This window comes from Rhodococcus baikonurensis, assembly GCF_040489275.1.
GTDB classification, from domain to species: domain Bacteria; phylum Actinomycetota; class Actinomycetes; order Mycobacteriales; family Mycobacteriaceae; genus Rhodococcus_F; species Rhodococcus_F baikonurensis.
The window spans coordinates 585,275-607,610 of sequence record NZ_JBEUOQ010000002.1 but is presented as its reverse complement, the minus strand read 5'-3'; the positions used below and the strand labels follow the sequence as shown (position 1 = coordinate 607,610).

The 22,336-nt window shown below is 63.3% G+C and carries 20 protein-coding genes and 1 pseudogene; 5 read left to right on the top strand and 16 right to left on the bottom strand.

Annotated elements, in window-relative coordinates; genetic code table 11:
• Positions 1–4: 4 nt before the first annotated feature.
• Positions 5–1,075: a succinyl-diaminopimelate desuccinylase gene (gene dapE, locus ABWI03_RS07065; protein ID WP_172436710.1), complete on the bottom strand. Its 1,071-nt coding sequence runs from the start codon at positions 1,073–1,075 to the stop codon at positions 5–7.
• A 49-nt stretch (positions 1,076–1,124) separates the two neighbouring features.
• Here dapE and dapD point away from each other — a divergent pair, with 49 nt between their 5' ends.
• Both dapD and ABWI03_RS07055 read left to right on the top strand, forming a co-directional pair.
• On the top strand, positions 1,125–2,078 hold the full coding sequence (dapD, locus tag ABWI03_RS07060; RefSeq protein WP_019749368.1) for a 2,3,4,5-tetrahydropyridine-2,6-dicarboxylate N-succinyltransferase: 954 nt from the start codon (positions 1,125–1,127) through the stop codon (positions 2,076–2,078).
• A complete protein-coding gene (locus tag ABWI03_RS07055) occupies positions 2,078–3,460 on the top strand; it encodes an amino acid permease (protein WP_073513025.1) in 1,383 nt (460 codons plus the stop codon). Before dapD ends, ABWI03_RS07055 begins: the two co-directional genes overlap by 1 nt.
• A 9-nt stretch (positions 3,461–3,469) precedes the next feature.
• On the opposite strand, the gene ABWI03_RS07050 is transcribed toward ABWI03_RS07055, so the two are convergent.
• A complete protein-coding gene (locus ABWI03_RS07050; RefSeq protein WP_298775229.1) occupies positions 3,470–4,228 on the bottom strand; it encodes an ABC transporter permease in 759 nt (252 codons plus the stop codon).
• Positions 4,228–5,217 (bottom strand): annotated as a pseudogene (locus ABWI03_RS07045) (ABC transporter ATP-binding protein). Before ABWI03_RS07045 ends, ABWI03_RS07050 begins: the two are co-directional and overlap by 1 nt.
• Before the next feature lie 211 nt (positions 5,218–5,428).
• Here ABWI03_RS07045 and ABWI03_RS07040 point away from each other — a divergent pair.
• Entirely contained in the window at positions 5,429–6,649 is a 1,221-nt protein-coding gene (locus tag ABWI03_RS07040) for an HNH endonuclease (protein WP_298775228.1), read from the top strand.
• A 15-nt stretch (positions 6,650–6,664) separates the two neighbouring features.
• Here ABWI03_RS07040 and ABWI03_RS07035 read toward each other — a convergent pair whose 3' ends face one another.
• The 8 genes from ABWI03_RS07035 to ABWI03_RS07000 form a co-directional block, all read right to left on the bottom strand.
• A complete protein-coding gene (locus ABWI03_RS07035; RefSeq protein WP_296554400.1) occupies positions 6,665–8,266 on the bottom strand; it encodes a substrate-binding and VWA domain-containing protein in 1,602 nt (533 codons plus the stop codon).
• 213 nt (positions 8,267–8,479) lie between these two features.
• A complete protein-coding gene (locus ABWI03_RS07030; protein WP_298775384.1) occupies positions 8,480–9,892 on the bottom strand; it encodes an acyl-CoA synthetase in 1,413 nt (470 codons plus the stop codon).
• A gap of 12 nt (positions 9,893–9,904) precedes the next feature.
• Entirely contained in the window at positions 9,905–10,585 is a 681-nt protein-coding gene (locus ABWI03_RS07025; protein ID WP_296554401.1) for a rhomboid family intramembrane serine protease, read from the bottom strand.
• Between the two features lie 64 nt (positions 10,586–10,649).
• The gene (gene dapC / locus ABWI03_RS07020; protein ID WP_095972237.1) at positions 10,650–11,753 is read right to left on the bottom strand and encodes a succinyldiaminopimelate transaminase; all 1,104 of its coding nucleotides are present in this window, start codon (positions 11,751–11,753) and stop codon (positions 10,650–10,652) included.
• A gap of 5 nt (positions 11,754–11,758) precedes the next feature.
• Positions 11,759–12,082 (bottom strand): ferredoxin, encoded by a 324-nt coding sequence (gene fdxA, locus ABWI03_RS07015; RefSeq protein WP_003945248.1) that lies wholly within the window; start codon positions 12,080–12,082, stop codon positions 11,759–11,761.
• A 146-nt stretch (positions 12,083–12,228) separates the two neighbouring features.
• Entirely contained in the window at positions 12,229–12,987 is a 759-nt protein-coding gene (locus ABWI03_RS07010) for a hypothetical protein (RefSeq protein WP_298775222.1), read from the bottom strand.
• Positions 12,987–15,545, bottom strand: coding sequence for a bifunctional FO biosynthesis protein CofGH (locus ABWI03_RS07005; protein WP_124567140.1), 2,559 nt, complete (start codon positions 15,543–15,545; stop codon positions 12,987–12,989). Before ABWI03_RS07005 ends, ABWI03_RS07010 begins: the two co-directional genes overlap by 1 nt.
• A gap of 118 nt (positions 15,546–15,663) precedes the next feature.
• Complete coding sequence (locus ABWI03_RS07000) at positions 15,664–15,852, bottom strand: Rv3202a family protein (protein WP_095972234.1); 189 nt, start codon at positions 15,850–15,852, stop codon at positions 15,664–15,666.
• A gap of 82 nt (positions 15,853–15,934) precedes the next feature.
• Here ABWI03_RS07000 and ABWI03_RS06995 point away from each other — a divergent pair, with 82 nt between their 5' ends.
• Both ABWI03_RS06995 and ABWI03_RS06990 read left to right on the top strand, forming a co-directional pair.
• Positions 15,935–16,438 (top strand): PH domain-containing protein, encoded by a 504-nt coding sequence (locus tag ABWI03_RS06995; protein WP_200316095.1) that lies wholly within the window; start codon positions 15,935–15,937, stop codon positions 16,436–16,438.
• The gene (locus tag ABWI03_RS06990; protein ID WP_298775218.1) at positions 16,435–18,006 is read left to right on the top strand and encodes a PH domain-containing protein; all 1,572 of its coding nucleotides are present in this window, start codon (positions 16,435–16,437) and stop codon (positions 18,004–18,006) included. The genes ABWI03_RS06995 and ABWI03_RS06990 overlap by 4 nt, the downstream gene beginning before the upstream one ends.
• On the opposite strand, the gene ABWI03_RS06985 is transcribed toward ABWI03_RS06990, so the two are convergent.
• From ABWI03_RS06985 to ABWI03_RS06965, 5 genes are all read right to left on the bottom strand, one after another.
• Entirely contained in the window at positions 17,966–18,811 is an 846-nt protein-coding gene (locus ABWI03_RS06985; protein WP_298775215.1) for a uroporphyrinogen-III synthase, read from the bottom strand. The genes ABWI03_RS06990 and ABWI03_RS06985 overlap by 41 nt on opposite strands.
• 51 nt (positions 18,812–18,862) lie before the next feature.
• Positions 18,863–19,279, bottom strand: a complete 417-nt coding sequence (locus tag ABWI03_RS06980; RefSeq protein WP_298775213.1) for a hypothetical protein — start codon at positions 19,277–19,279, stop codon at positions 18,863–18,865.
• A gap of 91 nt (positions 19,280–19,370) precedes the next feature.
• Positions 19,371–19,529 (bottom strand): hypothetical protein, encoded by a 159-nt coding sequence (locus ABWI03_RS06975; protein ID WP_019744522.1) that lies wholly within the window; start codon positions 19,527–19,529, stop codon positions 19,371–19,373.
• 107 nt (positions 19,530–19,636) lie between these two features.
• The gene (mshB, locus tag ABWI03_RS06970) at positions 19,637–20,521 is read right to left on the bottom strand and encodes an N-acetyl-1-D-myo-inositol-2-amino-2-deoxy-alpha-D-glucopyranoside deacetylase (protein WP_298775211.1); all 885 of its coding nucleotides are present in this window, start codon (positions 20,519–20,521) and stop codon (positions 19,637–19,639) included.
• Positions 20,518–22,302, bottom strand: a complete 1,785-nt coding sequence (locus ABWI03_RS06965) for an ABC transporter family substrate-binding protein (RefSeq protein WP_298775209.1) — start codon at positions 22,300–22,302, stop codon at positions 20,518–20,520. Before ABWI03_RS06965 ends, mshB begins: the two co-directional genes overlap by 4 nt.
• Positions 22,303–22,336 lie beyond the last annotated feature (34 nt).

The following is a 22,336-nucleotide window of genomic DNA, read 5'->3' as shown; positions in this document are numbered from 1 at the left end:
ACGGTCAGGCCGACAGATATTTCCTCAGCACGGCCGCGACGTCGGTGATCTGTTGCACCGGAACATGCTCGTCGCGCTTGTGCGCGAGGTTCGGATCCCCTGGTCCGTAGTTCACCGCGGGAATGCCGAGTGCCGAGAATCTGGACACATCGGTCCACCCGTACTTCGCTCGGAACTGGCCACCCGCCGCCTCGATCAAGGCGGCAGCAGACGGGTTCGCCAAACCGGGGAGTGCGCCGGGCGAGGAGTCGGTGACCTCGAATCCGAGGCCCAGGCCGTCGAACACTTCACGCACGTGTGCCTCGGCTTGCGCCTCGTTGCGATCGGGCGCGAATCGGAAGTTGACGTCCATCTCGGCTTCGTCCGGGACCACGTTTCCGGCGACACCGCCGGATATCCGCACCGCCGACAAACCCTCGCGGTAACCACAACCGTCGATGTCGACCGAACGCGGCTGGTACGCCGACAACCGCTCCAACGCTCCGCCGAACTTGTGAATGGCGTTGTCCCCCAGCCAGGACCTGGCCGAATGTGCGCGTGTTCCCGAAGCCGTCAACCGAACCCGCATCGTGCCCTGGCACCCGGCCTCGATGAAACCGGCCGTCGGCTCACCGAGAATTGCGACGTCGGCGGTGAGCCATTCCGGAATCTCGCGTTCGATCCGACCGAGGCCGTTGAACGTCGCGGCGATCTCTTCGCAGTCGTAGAAGACGAGAGTCAGGTCGTGGGCCAAGTTCTCGATGGTGGCCGCCAGGTGCAGGAACACCGCATCGCCCGACTTCATGTCCACGGTCCCGCAGCCGTGCAAGATGTCGCCGTCGCGTCGCGAAGGAACGTTGTCGGCGATCGGCACCGTGTCCAGATGTCCGGCGAGCATGACGCGGCTCGGCAGCCCACGCGACGTACGCGCCAACACGGCGTTGCCGTTTCGGATGATCTCGAAGCCCGAAGTCTGCTCACGCAGCGCATCCTCGACGGCCTGCGCGATGACGGATTCGTCGTGCGAGACGCTGGGGATGTCGACCAGGGCGGCCGTCAAGTCGATGGGGTCCGAAGCAAGATCGAGGATGCTCACACACACCAGCCTAGGCCGGTGCACCCACCACCCAGTAATCTCTAGTCCCGTGAGCGCACAGGGAGCAACAGCAGTAGGTATCGCCAACGTGACCGCGGACGGAACCGTCCTCGACACCTGGTTCCCGGCACCGGAGCTGGGAACATTCGACAAGACCGGTACCGAGAACGTCGAGGGAACAGACATTCCTTCCGATCTTGCACTGCTGGCAGGCACCGACGACGCTCGCGAGGTCTCGCAGGTCGTCGTCCGCACCACCATCGCCGATCTCTCCAAGGCGCCCGTCGACGCACATGACGTCTACCTGCGCCTCCATCTGCTCTCGCACCGCCTCGTCGCGCCCCACGGCGTGAACCTCGACGGTCAGTTCGGCCTGCTCAGCAACGTCGTGTGGACCAACTTCGGTCCGTGCGCCGTCGAAGGCTTCGAGCAGGTTCGCTCGCGTCTGCGCATCCGCGGAGTCGTCACCGTGTTCAGCGTCGACAAGTTCCCGCGCATGGTCGACTACGTCGTCCCGTCCGGAGTTCGCATCGGTGACGCGGACCGAGTCCGTCTCGGTGCACACCTCGCCAGCGGAACAACCGTCATGCACGAAGGCTTCGTCAACTTCAACGCCGGCACCCTCGGCAACTCGATGGTCGAAGGCCGCATCTCCGCGGGCGTCGTCGTCGACGACGGATCCGATGTGGGCGGCGGCGCCTCGATCATGGGCACCCTCTCCGGCGGCGGCAAGGAAACCATCTCCCTCGGCAAGCGCTGCCTCCTCGGCGCCAACGCCGGCCTCGGCATTTCACTCGGCGACGACTGCGTCCTCGAAGCGGGCCTCTACGTCACCGCGGGCACCAAGGTCACCGGCCCGGACGGCACCGTCGTCAAGGCCAAGGAACTCAGCGGCAAGTCGAACCTTCTCTTCCGTCGTAACTCGGTCTCGGGTGCCGTCGAGGTCGTGCCGTGGAAGGGCACCGGCGTCGAACTGAACGCTGCTTTGCACGCCAACGACTGATGAGCAGCACCGACGTCTCCGACGGAACAACCACTGCTCTCGGCCACGGTCTCAAGGTCCGACATCTGACGATGATGGGCCTGGGCTCGGCCATCGGCGCCGGCCTGTTCCTCGGAACCGGCGTCGGTATCGCCAAGGCCGGCCCGGCCGTCCTTATCTCCTACATCCTTGCGGGCGCCGTCGTGGTGTTCGTGATGCGCATGCTCGGCGAAATGGGCGCAGCGATTCCGGCCAGCGGTTCCTTCTCGCACTACGCGCGCCTGGGGATCGGCGAATGGGCCGGCTTCGTGATGGGCTGGCTCTACTGGTTCATGCTGATCATGGTGCTGGGCGCCGAGATCACCGGGGCCTCTGCGATCGTGAACGACTGGGTGCCGTCGATCCCGCAATGGGTCGTCGCCCTGGTCTTCGTGGTGTTCTTCGCCGTGGTGAACCTGGCGAAGGTCAGCAATTTCGGCGAGTTCGAGTTCTGGTTCGCCGCAATCAAAGTCACCGTCATCATCGCCTTCCTCGTCATCGGCGTCCTGCTGGTGTTCGGCATCCTCCCCGATACCGATCCGGTCGGTACGAGCAATCTGTTCGGGCAGGGCGGCTTCATGCCCAATGGGTTGTCCGGCATCGCCGCAGGGCTTCTCGTCGTGGCGTTCGCTTTCGGTGGGATCGAGATCGTCACGATCGCCGCCGCTGAATCCGAGAATCCGGAACGCTCCATCGCCGTCGCTGTCCGAAGCGTCGTGTGGCGCATCAGTGTCTTCTACATCGGCGCCATCTCGATCATGGTTCTGGTGCTGCCCTGGAACGATCCCGAACTCGAGAGCGGACCGTTCGTGGCCGTCTTGAACAAGGCGAACATTCCGGGCGTTGCCGGGTTCATGGAACTCGTCGTCGTGGTGGCCTTGCTTTCCGCGTTCAACGCCAACATCTACGGCACCTCACGGATGGCGTTCTCACTGTCGCGCCGCGGCGACGGACCCGCTTTCATGGCGAAACTGTCGAGCACCGGAGTTCCGACCAATGCCGTTCTGCTGTCGGTGTTCTTCGGCTTCGTCAGCGTCCTGCTCAACTGGCTGCTCCCCGACGACCTGCTCGGCATCCTGCTCAACGCAGTCGGCGCTGCGCTGCTGGTCATCTGGATCTTCATCGTCGTCTCGCATCTGCGACTGCGTAAACAACTCGAAGCGTCGGGCAAGCTGACAGTTCGTATGTGGCTGTTCCCGTACCTGAGCTACGCGACACTCGCGATGCTCGGCGTCTTCGTCGTCCTCATGCTCTTCGACGCCGATGCCCGTGCACAGTTGATCTCGACCACAGTGTTGTTCCTCGTGATCGCGGCATTGGGTTTCCTGAACGCTCGCTGGCGTAAGCAGAATCAGCCCGCGTGATCTTCGCGCCTATGCATCTCGTCGGTTCACGACGAGGATGCTGAGACCGAAGACGACGAGCACGAAGAGGGCGAAGTAGATCAGGCTGCCCCAGGGTCCCCAGTGGAAGTCGACGCTACCGCCGGAACCGAGAAAGTTATTGGCGTTCATGAACGGCAGGAACGGCATGATCTTCTCGCCGATACTGCCGAACAGGTTGAACAGATTCTCGATGAGCAAGGGCCACAACAGTAGTAGCGCGATCGCACCGGCGGACTGCCGCAGCAACGCTCCCACTCCTACAGCTAGAACTACGCAGAAGAACGCGTAGATCGGCGTTCCGTAGACGATCCGCCAGTTCTCGTCGCCGGACAGAGTGAGGAATCTTCCCGCGTCACCTGATGTCGCCTTCGTGAGAGCGAAGGCGCCGAACGACAGTACGAGAGTCAGTACAGCTCCGAACCCGCCGATGAGACCTGCTTTGGCGATCAGAACCGAGGCGCGGTTCGGAACTGCCTGGAATGTCGTTCGGATTGTCCCGAAGCGATACTCGCTGGTGATCGCGAGGGCAGCCATGATCATCAGAACCAACACACCGAAGCCGGTGACTCCACTGAGCGCCCCCGACACGGTCGGCATCATTACACCGTCCCGTCTGTTGAGCGACGACTTGGCGCTCAGTCCGAAAACGGTGGCGAGCCCCAACCCGAGCACGATAATGATGACCGTGCACCACAGCGGGGACTTGGTCGTGGTGATCTTGATACGTTCAGCACTGAGAACAGCCATTACAGTGCACCTCCCATAGCCTGCTGTGTGTTTGCGTGCTGTGTGTTTGCGTGGTGGGCTCCGGCACCCGGATCGACACCGGACGCGTGGTACTGGACATCGTCTCCGGTCAACTTCATGAACGCATCCTCGAGCGACCCCTGCTGAGACGCCAACTCGTACAACACGATTCCCTGCGAGCCAGCCAGACCACCGATCACATCGGTCGTCGAATCCACGACCACCAACACCGGCTCCGATCCTGAATGCTCCTCGCGGACAGTCAGTCCGTGGGCAGTCAATGCGGCATGGAGAGCGTCGAGTTGTGGGCTACGCACCCGCACCGTCGACTCCGACGAACGATCCACGAACTCCGCCACCGTCGAATCCGAAATCAACCGACCCCGACCGATCACCACCAACTGCTCCGCCGTCAACGCCATCTCCGACAGAAGATGACTCGACACCAACACCGTGCGGCCCTCGGCCGCCAACCGCTGCATGAACTTACGAATCCAGACGATGCCCTCCGGATCGAGACCGTTGACCGGCTCGTCGAACAACAACACCTTCGGATCCCCCAACAACGCACCCGCCAACCCGAGACGCTGCGACATCCCCAACGAGAACCCGCCGGCCTTCTTGCCCGCCACCTCGGACAACCCGACCAACCCGAGCACCTCGCCCACCCGAGACTTCGGAATACCGTTCGAAGCAGCCATCCACTGCAAATGCGCCCGCGCACTCCGATTCGGATGCACCCACTTCGCATCCAACAACGCGCCGACAGTCCGCAGCGGTGTCTTCAGCTCCCGATACGGCTAGCCGTCGATCAACGCCGCACCCGACGTCGGCTGATCCAAACCCAGAATCATCCGCATCGTCGTCGACTTACCCGCACCGTTCGGGCCCAGAAAGCCCGTCACGATGCCCGGCTTGACCGTGAACGACAAATCGTCCACCGCTTTCGTCGGTCCGTAAACCTTGGTCAATCCCCTCAGCTCGATCATGCTGACCAGTCAACCACGAAAACCGAACTGTCGGAACTTTCGGTCACCAACAGAGAAAGGTGTTGCGGGCGTTCATTGTCGAAGCTATTATCGAATGTATGTTCGACACTACCGGGGGGTAAAAGTGACGACGCAAGTATCTGAACAGGCGATATCCAAACAGACGGTATCCGAAGAGACAATCGGACAATTCCGAGCGTCGCTCGTCAGCATGGATCGTTCCATCGACAACGCAGCACGCGTTGATCTTCTGCGCGCGTTGGAAGAGTTGAAGGCCAGTTGTGCTGGGGCCCAGGCATTACTGGCTGCCGATCTCGACGCGTTCACCCGCAAGGACCGCGGCGAACGGGGAGTTCCGCGCGCATACCAGGGCCGTGGAATCAACGCGCAGATTGCCCTCGCACGGCGAGAGTCGGCATGGTTCGGAACTCAACATCTGAGCTTGGCCCGCGCACTGAACGACGAGATGCCGCACACACTTCGACTACTCGTCCGTGGCTCCATCAGTGAGCATCAAGCGACAATTCTCATGCGTGAAACTGCCTGTCTCACAGTCCAGGATCGCGCTACATTGGATCGCGAGTTCTGCTGCGACGCTGCAATCTTGGACGGATGGGGCAACCACCAACTGACAGAAAGAATCCGCGCACGCACTGCCGAAATTGACTCCGACAGTGTTGCCAGACGAGCACGCAAAGCTGTGGGAGACAGACGAGTAACGTCACGGCCTGCACCCGACACGATGTGCTGGCTCAATGTGCTGCTTCCGGCAGCCGAAGGTATCGCCGTGCACGCCACGCTCAGGCGCGACGCAGATTCCGTACTTGCCGGCGGGGACAAGCGCACACGAGCGCAAATCATGGCTGATCTCCTGGTCGAGCGGGTTACCGGAATCGGCCGCGCCACACCGACACCCGTCACCGTGAATCTGGTTGTCTCTGACCAGTCATTGTTGGGCGACAATTCCGACCCGGCGCACGTTAACGGGTACGGGCCTGTACCAGCCGATATTGCACGCGAATGGATCGCCAAGTGCAGCGAAGACTCCGAAACAATGGCGACGGTCCGAAAACTCTACGCACGCCCCGACACCGGCGCGTTGACCGCAATGGAATCCACGGCGAGAACCTTCCCGAAGGGGTTGGCACGATTGATCGAACTCCGGGATCGCAGCTGCCGTACTCCGTGGTGCGACGCTCCGGTTCGCCACCGTGACCACATTCGCGACCACTCGAGGGGTGGACTCACCAGCGCAGCGAACGGTGCCGGGTTGTGCGCGGCATGCAATTACGCGAAACAGGGCTCGGACTGGTCTGCCGAACCTGTGCTGGGTAACCGGCACACCTTCACCACGACGACGCCTACCGGGCACCGATATTCGTCTGAGGCTCCGCCACTTCCGACACCCTGGACCGGTCCCGACGCGGCCTGAGTTCTTCGGTGGGGCTCATGATCCTCGGTGAGCCAGTGCGTTCACGAATACTTCGGAAATCTCCGAGGGGTCCCGTGCGATATAGGTCGACCCGCCCGTCACGCGGGAGATATCGGCGAGCGCTGCAGCGTCGGCGTCATCGGTGATGCCGATGGTGACGATGATGACCGGACGCGCCGGATCCTGCTCGCGTGCAAGAACATCGAGCAGCTGTTCACGGCTGATGCTGTCGGGATCTTCGTTTGCACCGTCGGTCAAGATGATGACGCTGTTGACCGCTCGCGGATCGTACGATTCCTGGACTTTCCGGAAGGCAGCCAGCGTCGTGTCGTACAAACCTGTGGCACCACGCTTGAGTTCGGTGAGCCGGTTCGCCTGATCAGCCATCAACTTTCGTTGAGTCACGCCGTCGACGATGGTGTCGTAGCGCCTGATCGGCACTAATTCCTGGAAGTCCTGGGTTCCGTTCATACCTTGGGAGAAGGCCCACAGACCGGCAGCGACGCTGTCCGGGAAGACTTGATTGCCGGCGAGAGCAGCAGCAGTGGTCAACTGCATGCGCGTCTTGCCACCTGCCGCCGGATAGTCCATCGATGCAGACACGTCGATCGCGACGAGTGTTCGGATCGGCTTGGCCATCAACGCCCAAGCACCCAGTGTCTGATCGGCCACCGACTGTTCGGAGACAGTCAATGCCGTGACGTCACCAACTCCACCTTCGACGGTTCCACCGCCGGAAGTACGGAAACCGCTGCGTGCCAGTACTTCCTGGGCAGATTCACTGTGCAACAGCTCGGCGATGGCGTCACTCTTCTTGGCTGCGGCGTAGTGCCGGTCCGGTGCCGACGCACTGACCACCAGTGGGTAGTCCATGATCATGGTTCCAGTCGCCGGCACTGTCGCGGAAATCTTCGACTCTGCCTTCGTGAACTCGACCACCTGCTGCTCGGTCGAAACACCAACCTTGCCTGAGCTGACCAATTCGGTGAGCATCTTCTGTCCTACCGGCTGATCTTCGGTACGAACACTTTCGGCTTGAGCATGGGGTACGAGTGCCGCTCGAACCGATTCGGAGGTGGCCCCGGTCTCCGCGAGAGCTCCGAGAATGGGCGCCGATGCAACTCCGGTGAACAATGGATTGCCCAGCGCGAGGTCAGGAACCTGTAGCGCTGTGAGCCAACTGGCAAACTGCTCGCCACCGCCGGAGGCGAGAACGACAGGTGAGGTCGCGATCGAACCGCCGGCCGCAGCGACCGGTCCCTTGGCCGTCAATGACGCTTTGCCGACCCACGCTGTCGAATCCGGTATCCACATGTCCGGCGCGTCCACGCCCTTGCCCAAAGTTCCCGCGACGTCGCCGGGCAGCGCAGAGGTGACCGTGATCCGCGAACAGCCCGTCTGCTCGGGCGACGCTTCTGCGAGAATCTCCGTTACTGCAGGCGCGATCGCAGGATCTGCTGCCAGCGAGTACTCGTCGACGCTCTCGCAGGAATCGGACTGTGTTGCCTTGAAGACCACCACCCCGGTGGCGACTACCGCGACGGCAACCAACCCACCCACTGCGTAGAACCCGATCGACCGCCCGCTGTCAGGACTCGAATGCCGTCCGCCCGCCATGAAATCTGCCCTTCCGAGGCCACTCGCACTCAGGCATACCGACGGCATGCGTGCGACTGGAGCTATCCCTACCGGGCGGTAGTGTAGCCAAGAACACAGAATTTCCAACTAGCGCTGAATCATCGGCGAACCGGCGGGCCCACATTCCGGGACAGGCGGGCCGAACTCACCAAGATTCGAGCGCCGGAGCGACTTTTCAGCAATCGGCTCCGCTCACCACAGGTCGCGCTTCTGGACCTTACCCATCGCGTTACGCGGCAGAGTCTCGGCAAAACGAACTTCGCGGGGACGCTTGTGCGCCGACAACTCTGCCCCGACCAACTCGACCAATTCGGCTTCGGTGACGTCGGGACTGCCTGGCTTGCGGACGACGACGGCGATGATCCGCTGCCCCAGATCGGCGTCGGGGACACCGATCACCGCAACTTCGGACACCGAGGGGTGCCCGAGGATAGCAGTCTCGATCTCGCCTGCGCCGACTCTGAATCCGCCGGTTTTGATCAAGTCGATGGATTCGCGGCCGACGATTCGGTGGAACCCACCCTCGTCGATGACGGCGACATCGCCGGTCTTGAAGTAGCCGTCCTCCGTCCAGGACTCGGCGGTTGCGTCTGGACGGTTCAAGTAACCGTCGAAAAGCATCGGCCCGCGTACCTGCAGGCCGCCGATGCTCTCGCCGTCGTGTGGAACGTCGTTGCCTCTTTCGTCACGAAGACGAGTCTCGACACCGCGCAATGGCACTCCGACCCAACCCGGGCGTCGCTCGCCGTCGAATCGTGTACTCAGCGTCAGCATCGTCTCACTCATGCCGTAACGCTCGATTGGTGTCAATCCTGTTCGCTCACGCAACTTTTCGAAGACTGGGACGGGAAGCGGCGCACTGCCTGAGACGAGCAGTCGGGCGCCGGACAACGCACGGGCCGCCCCTTCGTCTTCGGCGATACGCGACCAGACGGTGGGGACACCGAAGTAGAGGGAGCCTTTGGCTCGTGCATAGTTTTCCGGCGTCGGCTTGACGGTATGGATCACCCGGCTGCCGATCCGGAGCGGACCGAGGATGCCGAGGATCAGCCCGTGCACGTGGAAGAGCGGAAGCCCGTGCACGAGGGTGTCTCGCCACGTCCAGTCCCAGGCCTCGGCGAGCGCGTCGATCCCGGCTGCGATGGCCGAGCGACTGAGCAGAACACCCTTCGGTGGGCCGGTGGTTCCCGAGGTGTACAGGACGAACGCTGTGGACTGAGGAGCCGGTTCGGGATAGCTGTGCCATGAGCGCGCATGCAACCGGACGGGGACTACCGGCAGAGTGTCGCAGTGCTCGTCCGTTTCACCGAGCCACGCCTGAGCTCCGGAGTCACGCAGAATGTGCTCCCGCTCAGCCCTGCCCGAGTCCGGCGGTACCGGCACAACGGTGACGCCGGCAATCAATGCACCGGCGACGGCGAGGATCGTTTTTGCTGTGGGAGTTGCCAATACGGCAACTCGGTCGGCCTGCGCCACTCGTTCCGCGACCGAGGTCGCGGCACCGAGAATGGCACTCCGCGAGAGCACCGTGTCACCGATCGTCACGGCGTCTTCGAGGTCGTCACCGCGGGCAACAGCAAGGGGGTTCAGTGATCTCAGCAGCACCACGACAGCATCTCACAGCGCGGATGGTCGCAAACTTTCTCCTGCCCGACGCGCATCCATCGAGTGCGGAGGGAACAGCGTCACCAGCGCCGCCCCCAGTAGAGCCCCGGAAAGAACTGCGAATCCGTGCGCGTCGTCGACCGTCACCAGAGTTGCACCGCCGACGACAATCACGGCAGTCAGGACAATCTCGGGCATTCGCGGGCGCACCAGAACGCCGATCCCCGCCGCCGCCGCTGCCAGAGCCAGTGTCGCACCGGAGTTACCGGCGCCGGTCGACGGGAAGACTGCGGTGGTGAGCAAACCGAACAGCAATTGACCGAGCAGGAAGAGTGCCCAACCGCGTGCGGCGCCCCAGAGCCGAAAAGCAGGCGGCGCCACCACTGCCAACGTGAGAAGGTTGGCAACCGTCCCGGCAAGGCCGCCGTCCTGGACGAACACCGACGTCAGAATCCGCCACCACTGACCGTCGCGGATCAACGTGGGATCACGGCGAAACATGTCCAACAGTCCCGGCATCAGCGCCTGCAAAATTGACGGCACTGCCACCACGAGCCAAAGCACAACGGCCGAAAGAGGTAGGTCTCCGAATATTCGACGATCCTTCAGCCACGCGAGCATCAGCGCGATCGAGGCAACAACGACGGCGACAATCAGTACCGCGTCCAAGCCGCCGGTCCCTGAGGTGGTCACAGCGCGACCTTACATCGGACTGATACCGACATCAGGGAACCTGACACCCGCGAAAGCACACTGTTCAGGCAGAGAGGCGCTTTGCTGCCGCGGCGATTCGTTCGTCTGTTGCGGTGAGAGCGATCCGAACGTGCTTGCTCCCGCTCGGTCCGTAGAACTCACCGGGCGCAACGAGGATCCCACGATCGGCGAACCAACTGACCGTCGCTCGACATTCCTCGCCGCGGGTTGCCCAGAGGTACAGACCGGCCTCGGAATTGTCGACGGTGAATCCGGCACCTCTGACAGCTTCGATCAACACGCTGCGACGCTCGCGATACCGCTCGCGCTGGACGTTCTCGTGTTGGTCGTCGCCCAAGGCTGCGGTCATCGCGGCTTGGATCGGCAAAGGCAGGATCATGCCCGCGTGCTTGCGCACCTCGAGCAGTTCCGACACCAGAGCCGGATCACCGGTGACGAACCCGGCGCGATAGCTCGCGAGGTTCGACGTCTTCGAAAGTGAATGGACCGCAAGCAAACCGGTCAGATCGCCGTCGTTGACCCGAGGATCGAGAATGGAGAGTGCATCGGCTTCCCACGTCAACCCGAGGTAGCACTCGTCGGAGACGACGATGGCGCCGCGCTCGCGTGCCCAGGCCACGACCTTCTGCAAGTGCTCGAGCCCGAGCACCTTTCCGGTGGGGTTGGACGGCGAGTTCACGAAGATCATCGCCGCCGACTCGGGACCGAGCTTGTTCAAGCCGTCGGCGCGCAAAACGCGCGCGCCTGCGAGTTTCGCCGCGACCTCGTACGTCGGGTATGCCAACTCCGGAATGACCACCAGATCGTCGGCGCCGAGACCGAGCAATTTCGGCAGCCACGCGATCATTTCCTTGGTGCCGATGGCCGGCAGCACCGCTGCCGGATCGACGTCGGGAATGTTGTAGCGGCGATCCAGTGACTCCGCCACGGCCTCGCGCAGTGCGAGCGTGCCATGAGTAGTCGGATATCCCGGCACCTCGGCAACAGATGCCAAAGCCTCCTGGATTACCGGATCCACCGGATCAACCGGCGTACCCACGGACAGGTTCACGATGCCGTCGGGATGAGAGTGTGCCTTCGCCGTGACATCGGCGAGCGAATCCCACGGAAAATCAGGAAGCCCAGCGGCCACCGGAGTACGAGACAAGATCTCTATTCCTCACCCATGGGAGGCAGCGCCTTGATGAACGGCGTGTCGTAATCGACCTTGCCGAGCTTGGCTGCTCCACCCGGCGAACCGAGATCGTCGAAGAAATCGACGTTGGTGCTGATGTAAGCGTTCCACTGGTCCGGGACGTCGTCTTCGTAGAAAATGGCTTCGACGGGACAGACAGGCTCACACGCGCCGCAATCGACACACTCGTCGGGGTGGATGTAAAGCATGCGTCCACCCTCGTAGATGCAGTCGACAGGGCATTCTTCGATGCACGCCTTGTCCATCACATCTACACACGGTTCAGCAATCGTGTAGGTCACTGCCGATCTCCCTGCCTTCCTGTCGTGCATCGCCGCCGCAACACGCAGTTGCAAGGGGCCGAAAATCCGATACGACTCTCACGTACCGCGGGAACAGCCTATTATCCCCCTGCCGACCGACTCTGAGCAGGCGGGGGTAACACATTTCAGCCTACTGTGGTGATGTTCCTCGACCGAATCGCGATCCACTTCTCCCCCGCGGCCGCAGCGCGTACCAGTGCGCCGCGTTCACCGAGGTAATCCGCCACGACGCCGACCACCGGAATCTTGCCGAAGATCTCGAACGGTTTGGTCCGCGACGGACGCTTGTGCAGCTCGTCCGTGATGGCGCGAAAAGTCTTGGACGTGCGCCACAACGTGCCGATGAGCGCGAACGGGCGCCAGGTCTCGTCGGCGCCGCTGGCTGATTGCTCGGCGAAGTCCTCTCCGGCGAGAAGCTCTCGGGACTTCGTCTCACGCCGGCACAACACCGACGCCAGGAGGTCCACCTGTTGATCCCGTTCCGTCACTCCGTGTTCACGGGCAACCGCAACGAGCACAACGGCCTGATTCGCGAATGCCAGCAGGTCCTGGATCGGGAGCCGATTGAGGAGGACGCCGAAGATGCCGGGGAACGCGACGGCAACAGTGTTGAGTGCGCCCAACCGGGTCGTCCACCACTTCGAACGCTGCTCGTCGGTCATCACCGACCACGCCGCCGTCCCGGGGAACTTGACGACATCGAGGACCCAAGCGGCTGCGTCCAACACCATCGCGGCAGCATTTCGCTCGGGATCGGTCGGCTCGAAGGTCCGACGCTTGATTCCGAGCGGATCGCTGTAGGCGAGGTCCAGAACGGGGTTGATGCCCCAGACCGCCCGATCGAGAACCTCGACGACCTTGCGGTCCCCCAATACGTCAGCCATCAGGCGATCGCTCCTTCGCGTCGTGCATGTGTGGTGGTTCGTTCGCGTGCCGGACGTCCGATTCCCTCGGCGATGGCGCGCAGTTCTGCGACGGTCTTCTCGGACCCGTGTTCGGAGCCGGCCATCCTCGAGATCGTCTCCTCCATCAGCGTTCCGCCGAGGTCGTTGGCTCCGCCGTTGAGCATCATCTGCGTTCCGGTGATACCGAGCTTGACCCAGCTGGTCTGGATGTTGGGGATACGACCGTGCAGCATGATGCGTGCCAGTGCGTGCGCAGCGCGGTTGTCCCGGTTGGTCGGCCCTGGTCGTGAAGCGCCCGCCAGGTACAGCGGCGCGCTCTGATGAACGAACGGCAGCAGCACAAACTCTGTGAATCCGCCTGTGCGATCCTGGATTCCACGGAGGACGTTCAGGTGCCCGACCCAGTGGTGCGGCTGATCGACGTGTCCGTACATCATCGTCGAACTCGACCGCAGTCCCACCTCGTGTGCCGTGGTGACCACTTCGATCCACTCCGCCGTGGGCAGTTTGCCCTTGGTGAGGATCCAGCGCACCTCGTCGTCGAGGATCTCCGCTGCCGTACCGGGAATGGTGTCGAGGCCCGCCTCACGCAGGGCGGTCAGCCAGTCCCTGATGCTTTCACCGCTGCGCGAAGCACCGTTCACGATCTCCATGGGCGAGAACGCATGGACGTGCATCGACGGCACGCGCTTCTTGACTGCGCGAACCAGGTCGGCGTAACCGGTGACGGGAAGTTCAGGATCGATACCGCCCTGCATGCACACCTCGGTCGCCCCGGCGACGTGCGCTTCCCACGCACGGTCGGCAACCTGGTCCGCCGACAGGGTGAAGGCGTCGGCGTCACCTTTGCGCTGCGCGAACGCACAGAACCGGCAGCCCGTGTAGCAGATGTTGGTGAAGTTGATGTTCCGGTTCACCACGTAGGTGACGTCCTCACCGACAGCATCCTTGCGTAGCGCATCAGCCAGCGCCACAACAGCTTCCAGGCCCGGGCCCTCCGCTGTGGCAAGGGCCAGGTATTCGTCGTCGGAGCATCCGGCCGGGTCGCGTTCGGCACTGCGCAATGCAGCCAACAGATCGGTGTCGACGCGAATCGGAGCACTCAACTCGAGTACCTGTTCGCGCACGGTCTCCCAGTCGCCGAACGCACTGCCCAGGTCACTGCGGGTCTCGGTGTTGCGCCCGTCCGTGTCGATCTCGGTATTGAGATCGATGCGTCCGCTCGATTCCCACGACTCGTCCGGCTCCTGCCACGGTCGACCCACCGGCTTGGTGTCGGGCAAGGCGAGGCCGGTCTTGGGATCCGCCAGTGCCTGCACGTGACCCGCAATGCGCGGATCGATCCACGGAGCCCCGGCCAGGACATATGCCGGCTGAGCCGCAGTGCGTTCGGTCAGCGTGAAGCCGCCTTCGGCGCTGATCTCGGCCAAGGTCTCGAGATTCGGCCACGGGCGCTCCGGGTTGACGTGATCGGGGGTCAACGGCGATACCCCGCCCCAGTCGTCCACACCGGCGCCGAGCAGCGCGAGGCACTCGCTGTTCGAGACGAGATTCGGCGGACTCTGAATCCGCATCGTCGGCCCGAGCAACAGGCGTGCGACGGCGATGGCCGCGAGAAACTCGTCGAGTCCTGCATCAGGGGTGTTGCGCATCGCGGTATCAGGCTTGGCCAGGAAGTTCTGAATGATCACTTCCTGGATGTGGCCGAACGCCTTCTGCGACTTGCGTATCGCCATGATCGATTCGGCACGCTCGAGGAAGTTCTCCCCGATGCCCACAAGAATTCCCGTGGTGAACGGGATGTTCAGGCGGCCTGCGTCGGTCAGAGTGCGCAGCCGAACCGCCGGGTCCTTGTCCGGGCTGCCGTAGTGGCATTCGCCTTTGTCGGTGAACAGCCGAGTAGCGGTCGTCTCGAGCATCATGCCCATCGACGGCGCAACAGGCTTGAGTCGCGAGAGCTCTTGCCAGCTCATCACACCGGGATTCAAGTGCGGAAGAAGTCCGGTCTCCTCGAGCACCCGAATCGACATCGCCCGCACGTAGTCGAGGGTGGAGTCGTAGCCGCGTTCGTCCAGCCATTGCTTGGCTTCCGGCCAGCGAGCCTCGGGGCGATCCCCCAGCGTGAACAACGCTTCCTTGCAGCCCAATTCGGCACCTGCCCGGGCAATGTCCAAAACCTCGTCAGGCTCAAGGAACATGCCGTGCCCAGCGGCACGCAGCTTCCCGGGCACCGTGACGAAGGTGCAGTAGTGGCACTTGTCCTGGCACAGACGGGTCAGCGGAATGAACACTTTCCGCGAATACGTCACGGTGTTCGGCCGACCCGCTGCCAGCAGACCGGCATCGCGAACCTTGGCCGCCGAGGAACACAGATCGGTCAGATCGGTTCCCCGTGCCTGCAGCAGCGTTGCCGCCTCGTCGACGTTCAGGGTCGCTCCGTCGCGTGCACGACGGAGAACGCGCCGCATCGCCGACGCTGACGGGCCGGGCGACGGACTGGACGAGGCGGACGCGGAAATACCTGGCATCGGAAGCATGGTGGGTTTGCCGGAGTCATCACCAGTTCGGTTCACCTAGCGATCATGCGCCATGTGAGACGACTAGTGCCACCCGGTGCCAGAAGTAGGAGGCCTCACGGGCTCGATACCCCCTCGATCACGAGGGCGGATAGTCGTCGTCGACCACTACCTCGACTCGTTGATCCACCACGTCAGCCACTGGTGCGTCGAGTGGGATGTCGGTCAGATCGGGTTCTTCGGGGGCGTTCGGATCTACGGGTGTCGATTGTTCGAGCGCATCTGATTCCGGAGCCTCCGGGTCGAATGTCGCATCTTGTTCGGTCATCACGTGCTCCCTTCTCGGTCGCCACACTCCACGATAGGGCCGATGTCGACAGATCGCCCCTCACTCGACCAAAGTAGTGCCCATGACTGCGCCGCAACCGCTGACCATGGCCGACCCACTATGGCGACCCAGCACCAAAGCCCCGAGGCTGTGGGCAATCACTGCCGCACTGTTCTGGGTACCCGTCATCATCGCCGAAATCGTCTGTGCCGTCTTGATACCCGGAATCCCGTCCTGGGTGGTCGGCACCGTATTCGCAGTCACCGTCCTCTTCGCTGCCACCTACATTCTGATGGTTCCGGCGTGGCGGTATCGCGTCCACCGATGGGAGATCAGTGACACCGCGGTATACACACGCACCGGCTGGTTCACCCAGGAACGACGCATCGCACCGATCTCGCGCGTGCAGACAGTGGACACCGAGCGCGGACCGATCGACCGGATGTTGGGTCTGGCAACCGTGACGGTCACGACGGCGTCGTCGGCCGGGGCCGTGAAGATCTCCGCGCTCGACCAGGAAATCGCCGATCGCACGGTCGCTCAACTGACGGAGATCGCGGGCACCAACGTGGGAGACGCAACGTGAACGAGAAACAGTTGGGCGACCCGACCGCGATCGACATTCCCGCCGAGGCGGAAACGGCAGCTGCCGAGGCAGCCGAAGAGGAGCAGCCCTGGCTCCGCCTCGACCGACGCATGCTTCTGGTTCACCCCGTCAACGAAGTGGTCAAGCTGCTCCCGGTCCTGCTCGTCTCCGTTGTTCTCGGCAGCCAATCCGGGAATCACTGGTGGGGACTCGGCGTCGTCACTCTGCTCGTCGTCTTCGGTCTGTTGCGGTACTTCACCACCACGTACCGAATCGGGCCCGTTCACGTACAGCTGCGCACCGGGGTCTTCCAGAAGAAGCTGCTCTCCGTCCCACGCAGCCGCATCCGATCCGTCGACGTCGAAGCCGGGGTCATGCACCGACTGCTCGGACTGTCGATCGTGCGCATCGGAACCGGCCAACGCGCTGGGAGCGGCCACGATTCGAACAAGTTCGAGCTCAACGCCCTGTCGACCGCCCTGGTTCCGGACCTGCGCGCCGCACTGTTGGCCGGCGCGCAACAGGCACGAGGGCTGCAAACCCCGGGCGCTCCGGCCTCGAACGTCACCGAACCGGTCGACACCGAGATCGGACACTGGGAGCCCAGTTGGGTTCGCTACGCACCCTTTTCGTTCACCGGGATCGCCATCATCGCAGCGATCATCGGCATCTCGTTTCAATACGGCATCGGCACTGCCGTCGCGAAATCGTCGGCAGTAAGCGACAGCTTCGACTCCCTCGAGAGCCTCGGCATCGCGCTGATGGTCGTCATCGCGCTCGTCGTGCTGCTCGTGCTGTCGAGTGCACTCGCCTGCGTCCAATACCTGATCGCGTTCGGCAACATGAAACTCACCGACAACGGACGCATCCTGCATGTCAGTCACGGCCTGTTGAAGACTCGGCAGACCACACTCGACCGCGCCCGCCTACGCGGCACGACGCTCAAGGAACCGCTCCTGCTGCGGCTGGCCCGCGGCGCGCGCCTCGACGCCATCATGACCGGGGTGAGCGCCGAGAAGAAGGAATCTTCACTGCTGCTGCCGCAGGGACCACGCCGGGAGGCCGAGCGAGTGATGGCCACCGTGATCGGTGATTCACGCCAGGCTTCCACCCCGCTGATCCCGCACGGCCCGGCCGCGCGCCGTCGCCGCTACACCCGGGCACTGTTTCTCGCGACAGTGGCGTTCCTGGTCTGCGTGGCGTGCGCGGCATCCGGCGTGCACGTGCCGATCTACGCGTGGTTCGGGGTCGCTGCGCTCGCGATCGGCGGCGCTGCGCTCGCCTACGACCGATACAACGGCCTCGGCCACGCAGTTCTGCCGGGGTGGTTGATCACCCGAAGCGGCTCGCTCGACCGACAGCGTCACAGTCTCGAATCCGAAGGTGTCATCGGATGGACGGTGCGCGAGACGTTCTTCCAGCGGCGCGCAGGTGTGGCAACCGTGGTCGCTGCGACGCCGGCCGGCACGGGAAGCTACGAGGTGATCGATCTCCCCGCCGAGAACGCGTGGGCCATGATCGAAGCCGTCACTCCGGGCGGTGGCGACGTCTGGGCAGGTCGTCGATGATGAGCCTCGCCAGCGAACCGAGACGAGATCGCTCCGGCTGGATGGTCGGAACACCGAGGAGTTCGAGCGGAGCGGCCGTCACCGGTCCGACGCAGTAGGTCGGTACCGCTCCGCGCATCGCTGCGACGAACCGCTCCAGCTCGCCCATTTCTTTTGCCGTGCTGAGCATCGAGGAGACCGCGGGGGCACTGGTGAAGGTCAGCGCGTCGATTGCACCGGAACGAACTGCAGCAACCAACGCGCGGACCGGCGACTGATCCGGCGGCCGGATCCACCGATAGACCGACACCGGAGTGACAACCGCGCCGATGTCGGCGAGGGAGGCGCTCAGGTCCGTCAACGGCTCCCATTCGGTGATGGTGCCGTGCAACTGAACCGCGACGCGTAAACCGGCCACTCCCTCGCTTCCGAGGTGTGCCAGAACTTCCTCGGACGACTCGCCCGAAGGCGACCATTCCTCACGCAATCCGGCGCCCCGGATGGCGCCCGTCGCCTTCGGGCCGCGGGCAATGATGCGCGTGCGGGCGAGAGCTCCGAGGAACTCGTCGGTCAAACCCCACGACGCGACGGCGTCGAGCCAACCTCGAAAGCCGATTCCGGTGCTGATCACGACCAATTCCGGTGGATCGGCAATCAAAGCGGACGTCTGAGTGCGCAGGTCTCGATCGTCCACCAACGGCAGCACATGGATCACCGGTGTTCGCACGATCTCCGCGCCTCGACGTTCGAGGAGCGTCGCAAATTCTTCGACACGCCGTTCTGCGGTCAAGGCGATAGTCGCGCCCGCCAAATCATGTTCAGCCACAGGCTGAGTGTCCCTTATGCACGGGTCAGTTTCCTACGCGCGCGCCGAGAACTAGTGCGAACTGAGGGTGGCAAGCCTGTTGATCGCTACTTTGAAGAGGAAAACCGCGGCCGGAGCGATTGCGCCGACCAGCAGCAGGAAGGTCAGCGGGGACGAGAGCACCAGCACGTCGCCGCCTGGACCGCCGACCATGCACACCAAGAACCCGACGATCCAACCGGCGAGCGGCAAGGCGGCCCTACCCGGCGTCGTAACCGTGCGGGCGGCGATCACCAAGACGAGGTTCGCCACCGCTGCCACGAGAATGCTGATCGGAAATGCCGTAGTACCGAGATGAGTCGGCAAGAACAGGACGGACAACACCGCGCACAGGAACCCGTCGAAAATCAGGACGCCGAGGATGACAGGGTCGAGCCACGACAGTGACGTTCCTGTCGAAGCGCCTGTGTTGGTCTCGGCCGTGATCATGGTTTCGATAGTGGTCTATCGACGGCTGACGCGCGAGCGCGGGGTCCTCCCGACAAGCACCCCGGCTCGCACCCGCCAAGTACGAAGTCGATCAGGGAACCGGTGGGAACCCGAGCAGCGTCAGCAGATGACTTTGCTGATCTGCGAACGCGTAGAGCGATCCGTAATACATGTCGTGGTAGTAACCGGCCATCGGACGCAACGAATCGACGAAGGCAACGATCTGGTTCTGCAGGTCCCAGTTGTACATTTCTTCAGCCCCCAGGCTTTGCTGTCACCGAAAGGACCACCCATCCGGTGACACGCATCACACACCACTACGGCGTCGATCGCAATGCCGGCCAGCCGACGCCCAGGTCAGCTGTGCAGCCCGCCGAACAGATCGCTCTCACGACCGTCCTCACCCACCGGACCGAGCGTGCCGGCGGCCAATACGAAATGCTCGACCGTCAGGATCGGTTGAACCACGTTGTTCGACAGTGCGAACTCGGCTCCGCTCGGGGCTACCGTCACCTGAGTGGCGTGGGCGCTCAATGCCCTCGCCTTCGCGTCGATGACGCCTCGAACGTCGATCGCCGTCGTCACGTCTCCGTCGTCGACGCTCGGCAATTCCCCGGGCTCGGGCAGACGCCAGTTTTCCGGGAACTCGGAAATTGCCGCGATGCCGCGTTCGAGTCCGCTGCGCTCGGTCACGGTCCAATAGAACTTCGGAGTCGACCACGGCTCGCCCGTCTCGGGATACGCGGTCGTTGCGGCAGCTTCCACGGCCGCGGTCGTGATCGCGTGCGCCTGGATGTGATCCGGGTGCCCGTAGCCTCCGTTGGGGTCGTACGTGATCACGACGTGCGGCCGAATCTCACGAATGACGGCGACCACCGCGCCGACTGCCTCGTCGAGTCGAGCATTGACAAAAGCACGGGGATTGGCGGCCGAAGGTGTGCCGATCATTCCGGAATCGCGATACCGACCGGCACCGGCGAGGAAGCGGGGAGCGGCACTGCCCAAAGCCGACAAAGCAGCACTCAGTTCCGCGATCCGGTAGCCACCGAGTTGATCGGCCTCGGCAGCCACGAGCCCGGCCCACGCGTCACCGATCACTTCGCCTTCCTCCCCCAACGTGCAGGTGAGGACCGTGACCTCGGTGCCTTCGGACGCGTAACGCGCGATGGTGCCGCCGGTGGTGATCGTTTCGTCGTCCGGATGTGCGTGCACCAACAGAAGTCGCTTCGCCGACGCCGTCACTTTGCCACCCTCACCCAGTCCGTAGCGTTTCCGAATATCCCTACCTGCACCGGGCCGTCGAGTACGACGCCCTCGACGCCGGTACCGACTGCGACCAGCGCCCGTGACTGCACGATCGGCAATACCGCCGCAAGGTCCCACAGCTTGGGCTCCGCATCGTTGATCAACGATCCGAGATCCCCGACTCCACTGAGCGCTTCGTCGATCCGACCTTGTAGCGCAGGATCACACAGCCCGGACAGATTGCTCGGGGCCTCGACGCTTGTCGTACGGACCGGCTCCGGCGTCTGCGACGGCGTCGGAGCGGGCACTGCCGAAGCCGGCGCGGGGACGGAAGGTGCTGTCGGGCAACTGAACCGGGAGGCCAGTGACGTCGCCGTGTCGGCGCCCGCTCGGCTCCACCCGACGATCATGTCGACGCGTCCTGCAGTCAGATCCTCGCCGTAGAGCTCCTCCGGCGGCACCGATTCGACGGTCGCCAGGATTCCCACGTCACGCAATTCGTCGGCAGCGGTGTTTGCCACGGCGATCGCGATGTCGTCGTTTTCGGGAGCGCCGATCAGCAGTGTCAGCTGAGCGCCGTCCCGAACGATCGATCCGACCGTTCCAGTGCCCGTGACGATTCCGGTGGGCGGTGCCGTCAGGTAGCCGGCTGCGGTCAGCTCGCCCAGCGCCTGCTCTCTGGTCGGTTTCGGCGGGGCGGTGGGCGCATATCCCGGATCCGACGGAGCGAGGATCTGAGCTTTCACCGGGGCGGACGCCGATTCACTCCCGGCCGCCACTACGGCGAGCAGGTCCGGATCGAGCAGTCCCAGAACACCTTTACGCACCCGAACGTCGGCGAAGTTCTTGCTGCGCCCGTTGACGTTGATGTCGAGAGTGCGCGGAACGTAGGAGAATGCCGTACTGACACCCGGGATGGCAGACAGCTGAATATCCGTGGCGCTACCCGAATGAACTTGCGCCACTTGAGCATCGTCGGTACGCAGTGCGTCCGCCAACTGCGAAGCCGTTCCTCCGCGTCGCAGAACTATCTGATCCGGATCCGAAGGCTTGCCCCAGAATCGGTCGTTACGTTCGAGCACGATTTCGTCCCGGCCACGATCGACCGAGCGCACGTGAAAGTGGGCTCCCGACACCGGAATCCCCTCACTCAAGCCGGTGCTGAAACCGCCGGGAGTGTCCTTGATCAGGTGCGAGGGAAGAATATCGGTGAACAACTCTCGCCACGCCGGATACGGCGCACGCATCACGACGTTGACCGTCTTACCACCGCCGGACGAGTTCACGTCGTCGATCATCTGATAGCCCGCGGGATTGACCACGCCGGGAACCGAGATCATCTGCTGCCACAGGTAGCGAAAGTCTTCTGCCGCAATGGGTGCACCGTCCGACCATTGGGCTTCGTTGCGCAGTTGGTAGCGAATCGTGAACGGGGCCTGCGACGTCACTTCAGCCGAAACGAGGAAGGAGTCGTCGATCGCCCACTCCGTCGCACCAGGCTGCGTCGGCGAATTGATCGGACGAAATGCACTGGGCAATACGAGGTTGCCGACTGCGGAGTTGACCGGCGACTGATCCGCGAGCAGGTGCGGGTTGAATCCGCCTCCTACCTCGTCGATTGCCACAGTGACCTGCTTCATCGCCGGAACGACCGGAGTCGGTGTGGGCTTGACGGTTTCGGTGCTCTCGACCGGAGGCGGCGGATCGGCTGTACATGCAGTCAGCGACAACGCCGTCACTGCCACTGCCAACGCCAGGTAGCGACGTCCTGAGGCCACAGACAATTCCTTCCGTACGGGGCCGCGTCGCCCC

Excerpts from the sequence above, each read along its gene's own strand:
- ABWI03_RS07055 (WP_073513025.1), top strand. The coding sequence starts at position 2,078 with ATGAGCAGCACCGACGTCTCCGACGGAACAACCACTGCTCTCGGCCAC.
- ABWI03_RS07050 (WP_298775229.1), bottom strand. The coding sequence starts at position 4,228 with ATGGCTGTTCTCAGTGCTGAACGTATCAAGATCACCACGACCAAGTCC.
- ABWI03_RS07040 (WP_298775228.1), top strand. The coding sequence starts at position 5,429 with ATGGATCGTTCCATCGACAACGCAGCACGCGTTGATCTTCTGCGCGCG.
- ABWI03_RS07035 (WP_296554400.1), bottom strand. The coding sequence starts at position 8,266 with ATGGCGGGCGGACGGCATTCGAGTCCTGACAGCGGGCGGTCGATCGGG.
- ABWI03_RS07010 (WP_298775222.1), bottom strand. The coding sequence starts at position 12,987 with ATGGCTGACGTATTGGGGGACCGCAAGGTCGTCGAGGTTCTCGATCGG.
- ABWI03_RS07005 (WP_124567140.1), bottom strand. The coding sequence starts at position 15,545 with ATGCTTCCGATGCCAGGTATTTCCGCGTCCGCCTCGTCCAGTCCGTCG.
- ABWI03_RS07000 (WP_095972234.1), bottom strand. The coding sequence starts at position 15,852 with ATGACCGAACAAGATGCGACATTCGACCCGGAGGCTCCGGAATCAGAT.
- ABWI03_RS06995 (WP_200316095.1), top strand. The coding sequence starts at position 15,935 with ATGACTGCGCCGCAACCGCTGACCATGGCCGACCCACTATGGCGACCC.
- ABWI03_RS06980 (WP_298775213.1), bottom strand. The coding sequence starts at position 19,279 with ATGATCACGGCCGAGACCAACACAGGCGCTTCGACAGGAACGTCACTG.
- ABWI03_RS06975 (WP_019744522.1), bottom strand. The coding sequence starts at position 19,529 with ATGTACAACTGGGACCTGCAGAACCAGATCGTTGCCTTCGTCGATTCG.